Source organism: Pseudomonas sp. (assembly GCF_049301935.1).
Taxonomy (GTDB): Bacteria; Pseudomonadota; Gammaproteobacteria; order Pseudomonadales; family Pseudomonadaceae; genus Aquipseudomonas.
The window spans coordinates 43,087-59,431 of sequence record NZ_JBAQLP010000099.1 but is presented as its reverse complement, the minus strand read 5'-3'; the positions used below and the strand labels follow the sequence as shown (position 1 = coordinate 59,431).

Sequence of the window (16,345 nt, the reverse complement as noted above, 5' to 3'; positions counted from 1 at the left end):
AGCCGCCGGCAGCCTGTAGACAGTGCCGGCGTTTGTGTTTTGGCCGCAGGAGAGCCTGATGAAGAAATTGCGTTTGTACCTGCGCCTGGCGCGCCTGCTGGCGGTGATCAGCCTCGGCACCCTGCTGGCCGGCGGTATCACCCTGCTCGAACGCCTGGTCCGGCATGACCTGATGCCGACCCGCCAGCGCCTGACCCGCTGGTTTCTCGCGCGCCTGGCTGCCGCGCTGCCGTTCCGTTTGCAGGTACAGGGCGAGCTGCCGCGCCAGCCGATGCTGTGGGTCAGCAATCATGTGTCCTGGACCGATATTCCGCTGCTCGGCATGCTCACCCCGCTGTCCTTTCTGTCCAAGGCCGAGGTGCGCACCTGGCCGGTGGCCGGCTGGCTGGCGCACAAGGCCGGCACGTTGTTTATCCGCCGTGGCTCGGGCGACAGCGGCCTGCTTAATCAGCAGCTCGGCCGGCATTTGCAGCGCGGGCGCAACCTGCTGATCTTCCCCGAAGGCACCACCACCGACGGCCTGGGCCTGCGCACCTTTCACGGCCGCCTGCTGAGCAGCGCCATCGACAGCGGCGTCTCTGTGCAGCCGGTGGCCATCCGTTACCTGCGCGATGGCCAGCCATGCAGCGTGGCGCCGTTTATCGGCGATGACGACATGCTCTCGCACCTGCTGCGCCTGCTGGGCAGCGAGCTGAGTGAAGTGCAGATCCAGCTGCTGCCACCGATTGCCAGCAGCGAGCTGAACCGCAATGCATTGGCCCGCGCGGCGCAGCAGGCGATCAGTCAGGCGCTATTTGGCACCGCTGTAGTGTGCGAGGAAGAAAGCCAGGCCGCCTAACTGGCGAGCCCACGCTCGCGAGCAACGAACGCCTGTAGCTCGGGATAGAACTGGCGAAAATCCTCCAGCAGCGGCTGATACAGCCGCTCCAGCTCGGCCGCACCGCCGGCCAGCAAGCCCGGCCGTGACAGCCGCCGATCAATCCCCGCGACCACCTGTTCCAGCACGGCAAATTCGCAGTAACTGCCCAGCCAGTCCTGCGCCGCCATGCGCGGTGCGATCAGCGCCAGGCGCTCGGGTAAGCGCGGCTCGGCGGCCAGCACCTGATACACCCGCCCGGTAAAGCGCGGCAGTGGCTCGGCGGCATAGTCGGCCCAGTTCAGCGCCAGGCAGTGATCGAAAAACACATCCAGCAAGATGCCGCTGTAGCGCCGCCGTTCGGCAGCAAAGCGCGCCCGCGCCTGCAGTTGCAGTGGGTGGCTGTCGGTAAATACATCGATACGCCGATGCAGGCGGATGGCCGCTTCGATATCCGCCGGCCACTGCCCGACCAGCGGCCCTTTGACGAAATCGCCATACAGACTGCCCAGCAGCTGTGCCGGCGCATCGCCGCCGAGGTGTAAATGCGCGAGGTAGTTCATGGCTTCAGCTTACACATCAGCAGGCGTGATGATGACTATCGCCACGAACGATCTGTATATCGTCAGCAACCGATATAAGGTTCGCCCCATCGCGATATGGCGAAAGCGAACTTTCTGGAATGCCCATGTCCCTCGACATCGATGAAGTAATCAAGGCCCTGGCCCACCCGGTGCGGCGCGACATCCTGCACTGGTTGAAAGACCCGCAGGTGTATTTCGCCGACCAGGAGCACTCACTGGAGATTGGCGTATGCGCCGGCAAGATCGACCAACGCACCGGGCTGTCGCAATCCACGGTGTCCGCGCACCTGGCGACCCTGCAACGCGCCGGCCTGGTGAGCAGCAAGAAGGTCGGCCAGTGGCACTTCTTCACGCGCAATGAAGCGACCATCCAGGCATTCCTCAACCATATCAGCCAAGCGCTTTAAAGCGTTCCGTTTTAGCCGCAACCCGAAGGAAACTGACCCATGACCACACTCTTCGACCCGATCCAGATCGGCGACCTGCACCTTAGCAACCGTATCATCATGGCTCCGCTGACCCGCTGCCGCGCCGATGAAGGCCGCGTACCCAATGCGCTGATGGCCGAATACTACGTACAGCGTGCCAGTGCTGGGCTGATCATCAGCGAAGCCACCGCCGTCACGCCAATGGGCGTTGGCTACCCGGATACCCCCGGCATCTGGTCGGCCGACCAAGTGCGCGGCTGGAGCAATATCACCAAGGCCGTGCATGCTGCCGGCAGCAAGATCGTCCTGCAGTTGTGGCATGTCGGGCGTATTTCCGACCCGCTGTATCTCAACGGTGAACTGCCAGTGGCCCCAAGCGCGGTCAAGCCGGCCGGGCACGTCAGCCTGGTGCGGCCGACAAAGGAATTCGTCACCCCGCGCGCCCTGGAAACCGAGGAAATCGCCGACATCGTCGAGGCCTATCGCCAGGGTGCAGAAAACGCCAAGGCTGCAGGCTTTGACGGTGTGGAAATCCACGGTGCCAACGGTTACCTGCTGGATCAGTTCCTGCAGAGCAGCACCAACCAGCGCAGCGACCGCTACGGCGGCAGCCTGGAAAATCGCGCACGCTTGCTGCTGGAAGTCACCGATGCGGCCATTGAGGTGTGGGGCGCGGGGCGCGTCGGGGTGCACCTGGCACCGCGCGCCGACGCTCATGACATGGGTGATGCCAACCGTGCCGAGACCTTCACCTACGTCGCGCGCGAGCTGGGCAAACGCGGCATCGCCTTTATCTGCGCCCGTGAGCAGGAAGCTGACGACAGCCTGTCGCCCAGCCTGAAGGAGGCCTTCGGCGGCGTGTTTATCGCCAACGAGCGGTTCAGCAAGGCGCAGGCCAATGCCTGGTTGCAAAGCGGTAAGGCCGATGCCGTGGCTTTCGGTATTCCGTTTATCGCCAACCCGGACCTGCCCGCGCGCCTGGCGCAGGATGCCGAGCTGAACACCCCACAGCCGGAAACCTTCTACGGCAAAGGCCCAGTCGGCTACCTCGACTACCCAACACTGTAACTCTGGGGTTTAACAGGCTGTTGAAAACTAGCTGCGTTGGCAATCCCGCGTTAAAAGCGGCCTCGGCAAGCCGCTTGCGGCTAACGCGCTTTAGCGCGGCCGAAGGGCGAACGCAGTGAGTCATGCTCATTTACAACGCGTAAACTGCGCTTTTTCGGCGCGTTGACCAGCCGTTGGCTGTGACTACGTAGCGTCTTGTCTTGCCTGCCTCGCCTGGTTTTTTTCAGCGGCCTATTAACCGATAAACCCATCGGCCAATCCAGCTGTGTGCAATCAGCTCGATTGGCCGACGTTATCTGTCGCGCAAAAATCAGTTACCACCCGCTTTGGCCATCAGCCCACGCCTGAGTGGTTCTTGAGGGTGGCTGTGCGGGCATTTTGACCCTACCGAATGGTCCGCTCGCAAACTTTGTCCAGGGCCCGCGGTGAAAAAGCTGCATTGACCCTTTGCGCAAAATGAAAATCTTTCGCATTATGTTTTGGTTTTTGTACCCGCTTGCGTGGGTACTTACTCTCACCAGCAAAGGATTTCGCCATGCTCCGTATGCCCCTGGCCTCTGCCAGCCTGCTTGCCATCGCCATTTCACTCGCCGGTTGCGGTGAAGATAAAACGCCTGCCAGCCAAGCCGCCGCACCTGCTGCCAGCAGCGTCAGCGCCCCGGCAGCGGCCACCAGCCAAGTCGATGCCGCCGCCGGCAAAGCCGTGGTCAGCCACTACGCCGACCTGGCCCTGGCCGTATTCAGCGACGCCGCCAGCACCGGCAAAACCCTGCAAGGCGCCATCGATGCCCTGCTCGCCAACCCGAATGACGACACCCTGAAAGCCGCCCGCGAAGCCTGGCTGGCTGCCCGCGTGCCCTACATGCAGACGGAAGTGTTCCGCTTCGGCAACGCCGTGGTCGACGACTGGGAAGGTCAGTTGAACGCCTGGCCGCTGGACGAAGGCCTGATCGACTATGTCGCCAAGGACTACCAGCACGCCCTGGGCAACCCTGGCGCACAAGCCAATATCATCGCCAACACCGAGCTGCAGGTCGGCGAAGACAAGCTCGACGTCACCACCATCACCCCGGAACTGCTGGCCAGCCTGAATGAACTGGGCGGCTCCGAAGCCAACGTTGCCACCGGCTACCACGCCATCGAATTCCTGCTCTGGGGCCAAGACCTGAATGGCAGCGGCCCGGGTGCCGGCGAGCGTCCAGCCAGCGACTTCGTCGTGGGTGAAGGCGCCACCGGCGGCAACAACGAGCGCCGCCGTGCCTTTATCAAAGCCGCCGCCGACCTGCTGGTCAGCGATCTCGATGCGATGGTTGTGCAGTGGCAAGCCGGCAACGCCGACAACTACCGCGCCACGCTGGAAGCCGAGTCGGCCGAAAACGGCCTGCGCAAGATGCTGTTTGGCATGGGCAGCCTATCCCTCGGCGAACTGGCCGGCGAGCGCATGAAAGTCGCGCTGGAAGCCAACTCCACCGAAGACGAGCACGACTGCTTCAGCGACAACACCCACAACTCGCACTTCTACAACGGCAAAGGTATTCGCAACGTCTACCTGGGCGAGTACAAGAAGATCGATGGCACCACCCTGACCGGCCCAAGCCTGTCGTCGCTGGTGGCCAAGGTTGACGCCGCCGCTGACAGCACCCTGAAAGCCGACCTCGAAGCCACCGAAGCCAAGCTGCAGGCTCTGGTCGACAGCGCGGGCAACGGCCAGCACTTCGATCAACTGATCGCCGCCGACAACGCCGAAGGCCAGCAGATCGTTCGTGACGCCATCGCCGCCCTGGTCAAGCAGACCGGCGCCATCGAGCAGGCAGCCGGCAAGCTGGGGATCAGTGATCTGAATCCGGATACCGCTGACCACAGCTTCTAACCGTGTAGGACTTGCTGCAACTCGCAAAGTCCGAATTGTTAGTGCATAGAAAGCCGCGACGCCTTAACGGAGTCGCGGCTTTTTATTTTATGGCTATGCAAGCAATGGGTAGGTTGGGTTGAGGAGCAACGCGACGAAGCCCAACGAGACAGGCCATGGGTAAAGGGCTTTTAATGCCTGCGACCTTTGACCGCCATCGATAATGCAAATCCGTCTTATTTAAAACGGGCCAGGCTGTTAAGATCGGCCGCCTGTTTTTCTGTTGCGGATGTCCTTTCATGTTTGCGCCGCATCGCATTGCGCTGTTATTGGCCTTGGGCCTGAGCCTGGCCGCCTGCGATAAAACTCCTCAGTTCAGCCAAGCCGAGCCCGGCGAAGCCCTGTCCGCCGGGAGCGCCACCGTGCGCAAGGCCGACCAGAATGCCTTTTCGCTGCCTTCGGCCAACCTGTCGCCGTCACGGCGTCTGGATTTCAGCGTCGGCAACAGCTTCTTTCGCAATCCCTGGGTCAGCGCGCCAGCCACCACCACCGCGCGTGACGGTCTCGGCCCGCTGTTCAACACCAACGCCTGCCAGAACTGCCATATCAAGGACGGCCGCGGCCATCCGCCGGCCGCCGATGCACAGAGCGCGGCGTCGATGCTGGTGCGCCTGTCGATACCGGCGGGCAGCGAACATGGCGAAATTATCCAGCGCCTCGGCGTGCTCGCCGAACCCACCTACGGCGGCCAGCTGCAGGATATGGCCAACCCGGGCGTCGCCCCCGAGGCCAAGGTGCGCGTCAGCTACAGCACGCAGCAGGTCAGCTTTGCCGATGGCACACAGGTCGAGCTGCGCACGCCCAGCCTGGACATCAGCCAGCTCGGCTACGGCGACCTGCATCCCGACACGCTGTTTTCCGCCCGCATCGCCCCGCCGATGATCGGCCTGGGCCTGCTCGAAGCCATTCCCGCAGCAGCCATCCTGGCCAATGCCGACCCGGATGACCGCAATGGTGATGGCATTTCCGGGCGCGCCAACCAGGTCTGGGACCGCGAGCAGCAACGCACAGTGCTCGGCCGTTTCGGCTGGAAGGCCGGCCAGCCCACACTCAACCAGCAGAATGCCGAAGCCTTTGCGGGCGACATGGGCCTGACCAGCACGCTGGTGGCGCATGACAACTGCACTGCGGCGCAGACCGACTGCCGCAGCGCCCCCCATGGCGGCGAGCACGAGGTCAGCGACAACATCCTCGCCAGCGTGCTGTTTTACACCCGTAACCTCGCTGTGCCGGCGCGGCGTGGCGCCGATACGCCGCAGGTGCTCGCCGGCAAAAACCTGTTCCACCAGGCCGGCTGCCAGGGCTGCCATACCCCGCAATTCACCACCGCGGCCGACGCCGCCGAGCCAGAACTGGCCAACCAACTGATTCGCCCCTACAGCGACCTGCTGCTGCATGACATGGGCGCAGGCCTGGCCGACCATCGCCCGGAATTTCTCGCCAGTGGCCATGAGTGGCGCACCCCGCCGCTGTGGGGCATCGGCCTGACCGAAACGGTCAACGGCCACACCCAGTTTCTGCATGACGGCCGCGCGCGCAACCTGCTGGAGGCCATTCTCTGGCACGGCGGTGAGGCCGAGGCGGCCAGGCAGCAGGTACTGACTTTCACTGCCGACGAGCGCGCCGCGCTGTTGGCTTTTCTGAATTCGTTGTAAGGAGCCGCAGATGATCCGCTCACCCCTCACGCTCGCCCTGCTCAGCCTCACGCTCTCCGCCTGCAGCCCCAGCGACCCGCAGCAGCAGGTCAGCCGCGCGCTCACCGATGGCGTGTTGCTGCCGATCTACAGCGCCTGGAGCGAAGCCGACCGCCAGTTGGCCGCCAGCGGCCAGGCCTTCTGCGCCGGCCAACAGAACCTCGCCGAAGCCCGCCAGGCCTTTGCCAGCGCGCAGAGCGCCTGGGCCGCCGTGCAACCAGCAGCGTTCGGCCCCTTGGCCGAAGGCAACCGCGCCTGGCAGGTGCAGTTCTGGCCGGACAAGAAGAACCTGGTGGCGCGCCAGGTCGAGGCGCTGGTCAACAGCAAGCCGGCGCTGACCCCGGCCGATCTGGATAAATCCAGCGTGGTGGTGCAAGGCCTGACCGCCTATGAATACCTGCTGTTCGATCCGGCCATTGACCTGAATGTCGCCGAGCAGAAAGCCCGCTACTGCCCGCTGATCATCGCCATTGGTCAGCACCAGCACGTGCTGGCCGCCGATGTGCTGAGCCAGTGGCAGGCCAAAGACGGCATGGCCGCGCTGCTCAAAGACTTCCCCAATGCGCGCTACGCCGAAGCCCCGGAAGCAGTGGCCGAACTGCTGCGCACCCAGGTCAGCGCCATCGATGGCCTGAAGAAGAAACTCGGCACGCCACTCGGCCGCCAGAGCAAAGGCCAGCCGCAGCCCTACCAGGCCGAAGCCTGGCGCAGCAAGGCTAGCCTGGCCAACCTCGCGGCCAGCCTGGCCAGCGCCGAGCGCATCTGGCTGGGGGCCGATCAGGATGGCATCCAGGCGCTGCTTGGTAGTGATCAGGACGAACTGAAACAACGCATCAACGCCGCCTACAGCGACACCCGCCAGCGCCTGGCCGCAGCCCAGCGCCCGCTCGGTGAGCTGCTTAGCGACGAAGCCGGCCGCACCGAGGTGAATGCCCTATACGACAGCCTGAATACCCTGCATCGCCTGCATGAATCCGAGCTGGCCAAGACCCTGGGTATCCAGCTGGGCTTTAACGCCCATGACGGCGACTGATATGCAGCGCAGAACCTTCCTCGGCCTGGGCACCGCCGCCCTGGCCGCCAGCGCTTTCGGCGGCTGGACATTAATGCACAGCGGCGCGCAACCGCTGCTGCTGTCGGCGCGCAACGACAGCGCCGGCAAGCACTTTGCGGTGGGCTACCGGCTGGATGGCAGCCAGGTGTTTGCCACCCAGGTCAACGAACGCTGCCACGATGTGATCGGCCACCCGTTTCTGCCGATGGCGCTCTTTGTCGGCCGCCGTCCGAGCACCCAGAGCTACCTGATCGACACCCGCGATGGCCGCCTACTGCACACCCTGAATTCGCCCAAGCAGCGCCACTTCTACGGCCACGCGGTGTTCCACAAGGACGGCGAATGGCTGTACGCCACCGAGAACGACACCTCCGATCCCGGCCGCGGCGTACTCGGCGTCTACCGCCTGCAAGGTGAACAGCTGCTACGCAGCAGCGAACTATCGACCCACGGCATCGGCCCGCACCAACTGCTCTGGCTGCCAGACGGCGAAACCCTGGCGGTGGCCAACGGCGGCATCCGCACCGAGGCCGATAGCCGGGTGGAGATGAACCTCGACGCCATGCAGTCCAGCCTGGTGCTGCTGCGCCGCGACGGCAGCCTGCTCAGCCAGGAACAGCTGCCGCAGCGAATGAATAGCGTGCGCCATATGGCTGTGGCCAGCGATGGCACCCTGGTGACCGGCCAGCAATATATGGGCGAGGTCGGCGATGTGGTGCCGCTGCTGGCAATCAAGCGTCCTGGCCAGCCCTTCCAGCACTTCCCGGTGGCCGACGCGCAGCGCCAGCTGATGAACCAGTACACCGCCAGCCTGGCGATCCATAGCGAGCTGCGCCTGCTGGCCTTGACCGCACCGCGCGGCAACCGCGTATTTATCTGGGACCTGGACAGTGCCGAGCTGCGCCTGGATGCGCCGCTGGCCGACTGCGCCGGCGTTGGCGCGGTGGCGGATGGCTTTGTGGTCAGCAGCGGCGTCGGCCGGTGCCGCCTGTACGACTGCCGTAGCACGCAGATCAGCAGCCAGCCCCTGCAACTGCCCGCCGGCCTCTGGGACAACCACCTGCGCCTGGTCTAAACACACCGCCCGTAAGCCCGTAACACACCTGCGACAGGTTAAAACGGCGCTGTCGCAGAGCCGATCTATACTGCTAGCCTGCCGCTGCTTCCAGGCACCTGGTCCAGGCGATACCGGGCGATCGGGATCTTCGCAGTGAGGGCGCATTCTGCGTCACTGGCATCCAGCCTCCCATCCACAGGGGTGTTACCCATGTTTCTGCAAAAATCCTTGCGCGCGCAAATTCTCGCCCTGCTCGGCGGCAGCCTGGCGCTGATTCTGGTCACGGCACTGGCCTGCTTCAGCTTCCTCTCCAGCGGTATGCAGGCTTACCGCGGCCTGCTTGAGGGCCCGCTGGAGGCCTCGGCACTGATCGATGAGACCAACCTGAACTTCAAAACCCAGGTACAGGAGTGGAAAAACGTCCTGTTGCGTGGCAGCGACAAAGCTCAGCTGGACAAATACTGGAGCCAGTTCGAGGCGCAGGAACGCAAGGTTCAGGACGCCCTGGGCACATTGAGCGAGCTGGCCGGTGCCGACCGCACGCTGAAAACCCAGGTCGATGCATTGCGCAGCGAACACCAGACGCTCGGGGCCAACTACCGCAAAGGCCGCGATGCCTTTGTTGCCGCCGGTGGCGACGCTGCGGTCGGCGATAAGGCCGTGTCCGGCATTGACCGCAACACCGCGCAGCAACTGGAAGCCCTGTCCAGCGAGCTGCACAAGCAGAGTCTGGAGCAGGCCAGCCTGATCAATGCCGCGGCCGAGCGCACCATCACCTTCGGCACCCTGCTGATGCTTGGCGCCACCGTGGTGATCGCGCTGTTCAGCCTGTGGCTGATCAACCGTAACCTGATCAACCCGATCCGCGAGCTGATCGAGCATATCGCCCAGCTTAGCCAGGGCAACTTCGGCCAGCATGTAGACGCTACCCGCCAGGACGAGCTGGGAAAACTCGCCGTGGCCGCAAACATCCTGCGCGATTTTCTCGCCGACACCTTTACCCGCTTGAAGCGCAGCACCGCTGATCTGGATATTGCCAGCGGCGAGCTCAACTCGATTGCCACCTTGATGGCCCAGGGCACCCGCGAGCAGTTCTCGCGCACCGACCAAGTCGCCACCGCCATGCATGAAATGTCCGCCACCTCCCAGGAAGTCGCCCGCCACGCCGCCGAAGCCGCCGGCGCGGCCGATGCCGCCGACACTGCCGCGCGCCAGGGTGAAATGGTGATGCAGGCGACCATCCAGACCATCACCGACATTCGCAGCGAAATCAGCAACACCTCGGAGGTGATTCGCCGCCTGGAAGCCGACAGCGGGCGCATCGGCAAGGTGCTGGAAGTGATTCGCGGCATCGCCGAGCAGACCAACCTGCTGGCGCTTAACGCCGCCATCGAGGCTGCCCGTGCCGGCGAGCAGGGCCGTGGCTTTGCCGTGGTGGCCGATGAAGTGCGCACCCTGGCGCAGCGTACTGCCGAATCCACGGCGGAAATCCACCAGATCATCGACACCGTGCAAACCGGTGCGGTGAATGCCGTGCGCGCCATCGAAAGCGGTCAGCAGCGCAGCGAGCAAGGCGTGACCCAGGTCACCGATGCCGGCGCTACGCTGCAGCTGATCACCCGCGCGGTGGAGGCAATTCGCGATATGAACCGGCAGATTGCCACCGCCGCCGAAGAGCAGACCTCGGTGGCCGAGGACATCTCGCGCAACCTCACCGAGATCACCGCCATCGCCACTGCCAATCAGGAGAACGTACAGCGCACCGAAAACGCCGGACAAAACCTGCATACCCTGTCCGGGCAACTCAATGAGGTCACCCAACGCCTGAGTGCCTGAAGCCGCGTAGAACCATCCGCCCAATGCCAGCCGATGCCGGCATTGGGCCTAAAAGGCTTTGCTCCATCAGCCGACGCAGTGCTAATCGCCTACGCAGGCTTCTTATCGAGCAAAAAGACTGATGCTTCTTACCAATGCAGGCCCTCACCTAGCCCGTTACCCGGAGCCACCATGCGCAGCCTTACCGCCCTTCTGTTGTCCACCAGCCTGCTACTGAGCGCCTGCGGCCTGGGCGAAACAGCCGCCACCACCAGCCTGCAAGCCGAACAGGCCGCACAACTGCAACAGCAGACCGAACAGCTCAAGCAACAGATCGAAGCAGCCAATGCACAGAGCGCCAAACGCCTGGAAGAGGCCTATTGAACAGCGGCGGCTACAGCACTACTGCACTGGCAGGAAGTGCAGAAATAACAGCCCCTGGGCATAACTCACGCCCATGCGCCGGTAGCGTTCATCCAGCACATCGGTGAGCAGGTCCAGGCGCGCGACGATCTTGCCGAACTCCACGGCATAGCTGAGGTTATGCCCCTCGGCGGAAATCTCGTTGGACAGCAGCCAGGGCTTGCCCCCGGCGTCCGTACGTTGCGCGAGCATCCAGCTGGCCTTCTCGAAATTACGCGCGGCGTTATGGATAAACTGTGGGTTCAGGGTATCGCTCAGGTAATACTCGGTGCGCCCGCCGTGAGCGGTAATCAGCATGCTCGCCAGCGAATAGATAAACGCCCCGACCCGGTCGCCCTGGTACTCGGCGCTCAGCGCATAGCCCAGCGCGGCGATATCGCTACGCCCGCCCAGTTGCGGCAGTGGTTGATCCAGCTCGATGGCGCGGTGTACCGCACGCTTGGCCGACTCGACATCGGCCAGGCCGGTTTTACGCCACTCGCGCGGGTTGCGCAGGTACAGCTTGTCCATCAAACGGTAGAGGCTGTTGAGGTTATTGCGCATGCCCAGGGTGGCCATCCGGTCGGCATGGCTCTGGAAGAACTCGCTGGGTTTGATCGGGCTGCGGTTGCTGACGATGGTCTGGTGGTCCTGGCGTGTTGAACAGCCGCTGACAACCAGCACCAGCACCAGCACCAGCACTACAGGCAATTGTCGCAACGCCACGGCGTGGACGCCCACCCAACCAGGGCACTTATGTAGCCATCGCCGGTGCTGCACGGTACTCATCAGAGGAGCTCACCCGCTGCGGTGTGATGGGGTAACGCTAGCAACAAAATCCAGATTGACCAGTTTTCCTCCCCGAATACATGACTTTCAGCACAATCAAGCACCTAGCTACATAAGCTCAGGTGGACTGCCAACAGAGGGCATCCTGTGTAACAGGTTGCTAACCGCTTATCAGGATGCCGTCGAAAGCCCCGTCGCAGAGCGCTTTAACCGGTATGATCCGCAGCTTTTTTGGCTGCCGAGTTACCCATGCTGCGTCTGCTTGTGCTGTTCTGCCTGTTAGCCACCCTGCCCGCCTTCGCCGATGCCCCGAAAACCTTTAGCGCCGCCAAAAAAATCGCCTGGCGGCTGTATGCCGAACGGCCCACCACCTTCTATTGCCAGTGCAGCTACAGCGGCAACCGGGTCGACCTCGACAGCTGCGGCTACAGCCCACGCAAACAGCTGCGCCGCGCGCAACGCCTGGAGTGGGAGCACGTAGTGCCGGCCTGGGTGATTGGCCATCAGCGTCAGTGCTGGCAGAACGGCGGCCGCAAGAACTGCGCGCGCAACGACGCCCGCTTCAAGGCCGCCGAAGCCGACCTGCATAACCTGGTGCCGAGCATCGGCGAAGTGAATGGCGACCGCTCCAACTACGCCCTCGGCATGCTCGGCGACAAGCCCACGCAGTACGGCGCCTGTCCGATGCTGGTCAACTTCAAGGCGAAAACCGCCATGCCGCCGATCCACGCTCGCGGCGCGGCAGCGCGTATCTATCTATATATGGTCGAGCGCTACCAGCTGCGCCTGTCCACGCTCGACCGACGCACCTACGAAGCCTGGAACCGCCAATACCCAATCAGCGAATGGGAGCGCTGGCGCAACCAGCAGGTCGGCTGCGTGATGGGCCACGGCAACCCTTATGTCGGCGCCATCGACCTCGGCCAATGCAGCCCGCTGCGCCGCGCCGGCAACCCGCAACAGCCTAGCGGCTAAGCCTCGCGACCCAGCCTTTGTCCAGCAGGTCCGAAGCACCCTGCACGGCGCTATTGGCGCTAAACTTCATGCCACACCAGCCCGAGCTCTTGCATCATGCCCAACCCCGCCACCCCGAGCGCCGCCAGCGCCATTGCCGAAACCCGCGCCTGGGTCGAGCGCGCCGTGATCGGCCTGAACCTCTGCCCATTCGCCAAAGCGGTGCAGGTCAAAGGCCAGGTTCGTTATGTGGTCTGCGCCAGCGCCGAAGCCGAAGCCCTGCTCGCGATGCTGATCGATGAACTGCAGCACCTGGCCAACTGCCCCGCGCAGCAAACCGACACCACCCTGCTGATCCACCCCGCGGCGCTCAGCGACTTTCTCGACTTCAATGATTTTCTCGCCGTGGTCGACGATACCCTCGACGAGCTCGGCTACAGCGGCACCCTGCAAGTGGCCAGCTTTCATCCGCAGTTCCAGTTTGCCGACACCGGCGTCAATGATGTCAGCAACGCCACCAACCGCTCGCCCTACCCGACCCTGCATATCCTCCGCGAAGCCAGCATCGACCGCGCCGTCGCCGCCTTCCCCGACCCGCAGGCGATCTTCGACGCCAATATCCAGACCCTGGAAGACCTCGGCGCAGACGGCTGGGCCGCCCTGCAGGCGCAGTGCCGCCAGGATGCAGAAGGCCGCTAAGGGCCGTAAAACCGCCTTACCTGCCGCTTTACTGGCTGCTACAGCGATGCTGCCGCTGGTCTTTTTTACACAGTCTTTACACGCGCGCCGGGAATACTGCGCAACGCGCAGTGTCGAAACTGCAAGCCGGACAAGACCGGTTTGCAGAGGAGTTTCGATCATGCTGTCGCGCATCCCCCTTATCACCAGCCTGGTGGCCAGCCTGATGCTGATCGCCCAGGCCCCGGCGCAGGCCTCCAACCGTGACGCAGCGATTGCCGGAGCCGTGGTGGGTGCGGTGATTGGCGGCGTTATCGTCAGCCAGAGCCGCCACGTAGAGGTCTACGCCCCGCCACCGCGTGAGTACTACCCGCCACCACCGGCCTATTACCCGCCAGTACGGGTGTACTACGAGCCCAGAGCGGTCTATTACCAGCCGGCCCCGGTGTATTACGTGCAGGAACGCCCGCGCCACAAACGCTGGCATGGGCACAAACACCACCGCCACCACGGCCGTGGCCATGGCTATCGCTGGTAAACCAAAGGGTCGCGCCTGCTGGCTCAGCACACAGCAGGCGCCGCGCATCTAACGAAGCGCTTGCTCCGACTACTCGCCAGCGACGGCCCGCTGACCCAGGTAACGACGGGTGAAGTCGGCGGCGCGCATCGGCCGGCCATACAGGTAGCCCTGGCCTTCGTCGCAGGCATAGTGGCGCATAAGCCTGGCCTGCTCGTGGGTCTCGATGCCCTCGGCAATCACTTCAAGCTGGAACCCGGCCGCCAGCCGGCTGACCGCCTCGATGATGGCCTCATCGCGCAGGCTGCGGTCGACTCCGCTGACGAAGGAACGGTCGATCTTCAAGCGGCTGACGGGATAATCCTTAAGCATGCTGAGCGACGCGAAACCGGTGCCAAAATCATCGAAGGCAACGCCCACGCCCAGGGCGCGCAGGTAATGCAGCGGCTGCATGATGCGCTGCTCGTTGCGCAGAATGGTGTTCTCGGTAATTTCCAGCTCCAGAGCGCTGGGCGGCAGATTGAATTCGGCCAGGATGGCCTCGACCATGCCTGCGAAATCACGGGTGCGAAACTGCGCCGCGAACAGGTTCACACCGATCCGAAAGTCGCTAAGGCCCATGCTGCGCCACTGCGCAGCCTGCTGGCAGGCCGTACGCAGAATCCACTCGCCCACCGGTATGGCCAACAGGCCGGCTTCCAGCACCGGCAAAAACGCCGCTGGCGCTGTCACGCCCTGGGTCGGATGGTTCCAGCGAATCAGCGCCTCGGCCCCACACAGCGAACCGTCGGCCAGGTTGACCTGCGGCTGGTAATACATCTCGAATTCCTGACGCTCCCAGGCCTGGCGCATCGACGAACTGATCGCGCCCTTGCGAGAGGCCGTTTGGCGCAATTCCGGGTTGAAGATATTCACCAGATGGCGGCCGTCGGACTTGGCCTGGTAAAGCGCCAGGTCGGCATTGCCCAGCAATTGCTCATCACTTTCACCGGTGCCGCAGTGGATCGCCACGCCCACACTCGCGCCGATGAAAATGGGCTGATCATCGAACTCGATCTGCTCCTCGATCACCCCAATCAGCTCCAGGCCCAAAGCCCGTGCCTGCTCGTGATCGGTGCTGCCGGTCACAAACACCACGAACTCGTCGCCGCCAAGCCGGCTGACCAACTGCTCCACCGGCACCGCACGGCGCAAGCGCGCCGCCACCACCTGCAACACGAAGTCACCGGCGCTATGCCCCAGGGTGTCGTTGACATCCTTGAAGCCATCCAGATCGATCAGCAGCAAGGTAGCCGGTTGTTGCGCGGCCAGCGCCTCCTGGATGCAGCGTTTAAGCCGCGCACGGTTGGCCAGCCCGGTCAGGTAATCGTGTTCTGCCGCATGCTTGAGCTGCTGCTCCAGCTCGGTGCGCGCGGTAATGTCACGGATGATCGCGCCAAAATAGCGCTCACCCTCCTCCTGCCACTGCGACAACGACAACTCGATGGGGAACTGCGAACCGTCGCGCCGCAGCGCCTGCACATTGACCGACGAACCAATCAGCCGCGGCGCGCCACCACCGACAACCCGTGCAACCCCGGCGGCGTGGGACCCGCGCATCGGTGCCGGGATGATCAAATCCAGCTTCTGGCCGATGGCCTCCTGCGCCGAGTAGCCGAACAGCGTCTCGGCTGCCTCGTTCCAGGAGGTGATCAGGTTGCGGCTGTTGGCGCAGATGATGCCGTCGGGTGAAGTGGCCGCAATATGCCGAAAGCGGCTGCGCACCTCATGGCCCTCACGCGCGAAACAGCGCTGGTCGATGTACTCGCTGAGTAGCGCAGCCAAGTCCTTGAGGATCTGCTCGTCGCGCACGGAAAAATCATGCCGCGGTTTCTGGTCGATCACACACAGGCTGCCCAGCGCATGACCGTCGGCCGTGAACAGCGGAAACCCCGCATAAAAGCGAATATGCGGTGCGCCCGTGACCAGTTCATTAGCGCTGAAGCGCTCATCCTGCTGGGCATCCGCCACAACAAACACCGTCTGTCCCATGATCGCGTGGGTACAGAAGGACAGCTCGCGGCTCATCTCGCAGACATCCAGCCCCACTCGCGCCTTGAAGAACTGATGGTCGCGGTGCACCAACGACACCAGGGCTATCGGCACATCGAAAATCCGCGCGGCCATCTGCACCACGCGATCAAACTCGCGCTCCGGCGCGGAGCCCATCAGTTCAAGCGCGTCCAGCGCACGTATGCGCGCGCCATCGTTAACCGGGCGTGGGTAATCGCTCATGTTCAAGGCCTGCGCAGAGAATGCCTTCACTCTAGTGTAAAAATCCCCCCGTGGCGCCCACTACCAGGTTCAGGCTGGCCATTCAGGTCGCCAGCAAACACCGCAACATGCTTTTTGCTTTTCAAACCGCGATCTCGCAAACGACGTCAAACGCCCCATCAGGAGGCCGAAACCTAGCGCAGCGCAGTAACAGCCGCAGGCTGGCCCGCAGGGCGAGCGCTGCGAGTCAACCATTAGACCGGGCAACATAGAAGCGGCAAGCACAC

The 16,345-nt window shown here is 63.5% G+C and carries 15 protein-coding genes and 1 pseudogene; 13 read left to right on the top strand and 3 right to left on the bottom strand.

Annotated elements, in window-relative coordinates; translation table 11 throughout:
• Positions 1 to 58: 58 nt before the first annotated feature.
• Positions 59 to 838 (top strand): lysophospholipid acyltransferase family protein, encoded by a 780-nt coding sequence (locus WA145_RS13335; RefSeq protein WP_422582044.1) that lies wholly within the window; start codon positions 59 to 61, stop codon positions 836 to 838.
• Here WA145_RS13335 and WA145_RS13330 read toward each other — a convergent pair.
• Positions 835 to 1,419: an ACP phosphodiesterase gene (locus WA145_RS13330; RefSeq protein WP_422582043.1), complete on the bottom strand. Its 585-nt coding sequence runs from the start codon at positions 1,417 to 1,419 to the stop codon at positions 835 to 837. The two genes, WA145_RS13335 and WA145_RS13330, sit on opposite strands and share 4 nt — an antisense overlap.
• 125 nt (positions 1,420 to 1,544) lie before the next feature.
• Between WA145_RS13330 and WA145_RS13325 the strand changes: the two genes are divergently transcribed.
• From WA145_RS13325 to WA145_RS13285, 9 genes and pseudogenes are all read left to right on the top strand, one after another.
• Positions 1,545 to 1,847 (top strand): ArsR/SmtB family transcription factor, encoded by a 303-nt coding sequence (locus WA145_RS13325; RefSeq protein ID WP_422582042.1) that lies wholly within the window; start codon positions 1,545 to 1,547, stop codon positions 1,845 to 1,847.
• Positions 1,848 to 1,886: 39 nt separating this feature from the next.
• Positions 1,887 to 2,936 carry an alkene reductase gene (locus tag WA145_RS13320; RefSeq protein WP_422582041.1) on the top strand — a complete coding sequence of 350 codons (1,050 nt, stop codon included), beginning with the start codon at positions 1,887 to 1,889 and terminating at the stop codon, positions 2,934 to 2,936.
• A 535-nt stretch (positions 2,937 to 3,471) separates the two neighbouring features.
• Positions 3,472 to 4,806, top strand: coding sequence for an imelysin family protein (locus WA145_RS13315; protein WP_422582040.1), 1,335 nt, complete (start codon positions 3,472 to 3,474; stop codon positions 4,804 to 4,806).
• 278 nt (positions 4,807 to 5,084) lie between these two features.
• The gene (locus WA145_RS13310; RefSeq protein WP_422582039.1) at positions 5,085 to 6,500 is read left to right on the top strand and encodes a di-heme oxidoredictase family protein; all 1,416 of its coding nucleotides are present in this window, start codon (positions 5,085 to 5,087) and stop codon (positions 6,498 to 6,500) included.
• Positions 6,501 to 6,510: 10 nt separating this feature from the next.
• Positions 6,511 to 7,572, top strand: a complete 1,062-nt coding sequence (locus WA145_RS13305) for an imelysin family protein (protein WP_422582038.1) — start codon at positions 6,511 to 6,513, stop codon at positions 7,570 to 7,572.
• Between the two features lies 1 nt (position 7,573).
• Complete coding sequence (locus WA145_RS13300) at positions 7,574 to 8,668, top strand: DUF1513 domain-containing protein (RefSeq protein WP_422582037.1); 1,095 nt, start codon at positions 7,574 to 7,576, stop codon at positions 8,666 to 8,668.
• Between the two features lie 192 nt (positions 8,669 to 8,860).
• Positions 8,861 to 9,553, top strand: a pseudogene (locus WA145_RS13295) (methyl-accepting chemotaxis protein); the annotation flags it as partial.
• A 165-nt stretch (positions 9,554 to 9,718) separates the two neighbouring features.
• Positions 9,719 to 10,486 carry a methyl-accepting chemotaxis protein gene (locus tag WA145_RS13290; RefSeq protein ID WP_422582057.1) on the top strand — a complete coding sequence of 256 codons (768 nt, stop codon included), beginning with the start codon at positions 9,719 to 9,721 and terminating at the stop codon, positions 10,484 to 10,486.
• Positions 10,487 to 10,657: 171 nt separating this feature from the next.
• Positions 10,658 to 10,849 (top strand): hypothetical protein, encoded by a 192-nt coding sequence (locus WA145_RS13285; RefSeq protein WP_422582036.1) that lies wholly within the window; start codon positions 10,658 to 10,660, stop codon positions 10,847 to 10,849.
• Positions 10,850 to 10,867: 18 nt separating this feature from the next.
• Here the strand turns inward: WA145_RS13285 and WA145_RS13280 are convergent, their stop codons facing one another.
• A complete protein-coding gene (locus tag WA145_RS13280; protein ID WP_422582035.1) occupies positions 10,868 to 11,593 on the bottom strand; it encodes a hypothetical protein in 726 nt (241 codons plus the stop codon).
• Between the two features lie 312 nt (positions 11,594 to 11,905).
• Here WA145_RS13280 and WA145_RS13275 point away from each other — a divergent pair, with 312 nt between their 5' ends.
• The 3 genes from WA145_RS13275 to WA145_RS13265 all read left to right on the top strand — a co-directional run bounded on the left by WA145_RS13275 (position 11,906) and on the right by WA145_RS13265 (position 13,826).
• Positions 11,906 to 12,631, top strand: a complete 726-nt coding sequence (locus WA145_RS13275; protein WP_422582034.1) for an endonuclease — start codon at positions 11,906 to 11,908, stop codon at positions 12,629 to 12,631.
• A gap of 96 nt (positions 12,632 to 12,727) precedes the next feature.
• Complete coding sequence (locus WA145_RS13270; RefSeq protein ID WP_422582033.1) at positions 12,728 to 13,309, top strand: DUF1415 domain-containing protein; 582 nt, start codon at positions 12,728 to 12,730, stop codon at positions 13,307 to 13,309.
• A gap of 160 nt (positions 13,310 to 13,469) precedes the next feature.
• Positions 13,470 to 13,826, top strand: a complete 357-nt coding sequence (locus tag WA145_RS13265; RefSeq protein ID WP_422582032.1) for a hypothetical protein — start codon at positions 13,470 to 13,472, stop codon at positions 13,824 to 13,826.
• A gap of 69 nt (positions 13,827 to 13,895) precedes the next feature.
• On the opposite strand, the gene WA145_RS13260 is transcribed toward WA145_RS13265, so the two are convergent.
• Complete coding sequence (locus WA145_RS13260) at positions 13,896 to 16,079, bottom strand: putative bifunctional diguanylate cyclase/phosphodiesterase (RefSeq protein ID WP_422582031.1); 2,184 nt, start codon at positions 16,077 to 16,079, stop codon at positions 13,896 to 13,898.
• Between the last annotated feature and the right edge of the window lie 266 nt (positions 16,080 to 16,345).

Coding starts and splice junctions, on each gene's coding strand:
- WA145_RS13335 (WP_422582044.1), top strand. CDS start 59: ATGAAGAAATTGCGTTTGTACCTGCGCCTGGCGCGCCTGCTGGCGGTG.
- WA145_RS13330 (WP_422582043.1), bottom strand. CDS start 1,419: ATGAACTACCTCGCGCATTTACACCTCGGCGGCGATGCGCCGGCACAG.
- WA145_RS13325 (WP_422582042.1), top strand. CDS start 1,545: ATGTCCCTCGACATCGATGAAGTAATCAAGGCCCTGGCCCACCCGGTG.
- WA145_RS13320 (WP_422582041.1), top strand. CDS start 1,887: ATGACCACACTCTTCGACCCGATCCAGATCGGCGACCTGCACCTTAGC.
- WA145_RS13315 (WP_422582040.1), top strand. CDS start 3,472: ATGCTCCGTATGCCCCTGGCCTCTGCCAGCCTGCTTGCCATCGCCATT.
- WA145_RS13310 (WP_422582039.1), top strand. CDS start 5,085: ATGTTTGCGCCGCATCGCATTGCGCTGTTATTGGCCTTGGGCCTGAGC.
- WA145_RS13305 (WP_422582038.1), top strand. CDS start 6,511: ATGATCCGCTCACCCCTCACGCTCGCCCTGCTCAGCCTCACGCTCTCC.
- WA145_RS13300 (WP_422582037.1), top strand. CDS start 7,574: ATGCAGCGCAGAACCTTCCTCGGCCTGGGCACCGCCGCCCTGGCCGCC.
- WA145_RS13290 (WP_422582057.1), top strand. CDS start 9,719: ATGGCCCAGGGCACCCGCGAGCAGTTCTCGCGCACCGACCAAGTCGCC.
- WA145_RS13285 (WP_422582036.1), top strand. CDS start 10,658: ATGCGCAGCCTTACCGCCCTTCTGTTGTCCACCAGCCTGCTACTGAGC.
- WA145_RS13275 (WP_422582034.1), top strand. CDS start 11,906: ATGCTGCGTCTGCTTGTGCTGTTCTGCCTGTTAGCCACCCTGCCCGCC.
- WA145_RS13270 (WP_422582033.1), top strand. CDS start 12,728: ATGCCCAACCCCGCCACCCCGAGCGCCGCCAGCGCCATTGCCGAAACC.
- WA145_RS13265 (WP_422582032.1), top strand. CDS start 13,470: ATGCTGTCGCGCATCCCCCTTATCACCAGCCTGGTGGCCAGCCTGATG.
- WA145_RS13260 (WP_422582031.1), bottom strand. CDS start 16,079: ATGAGCGATTACCCACGCCCGGTTAACGATGGCGCGCGCATACGTGCG.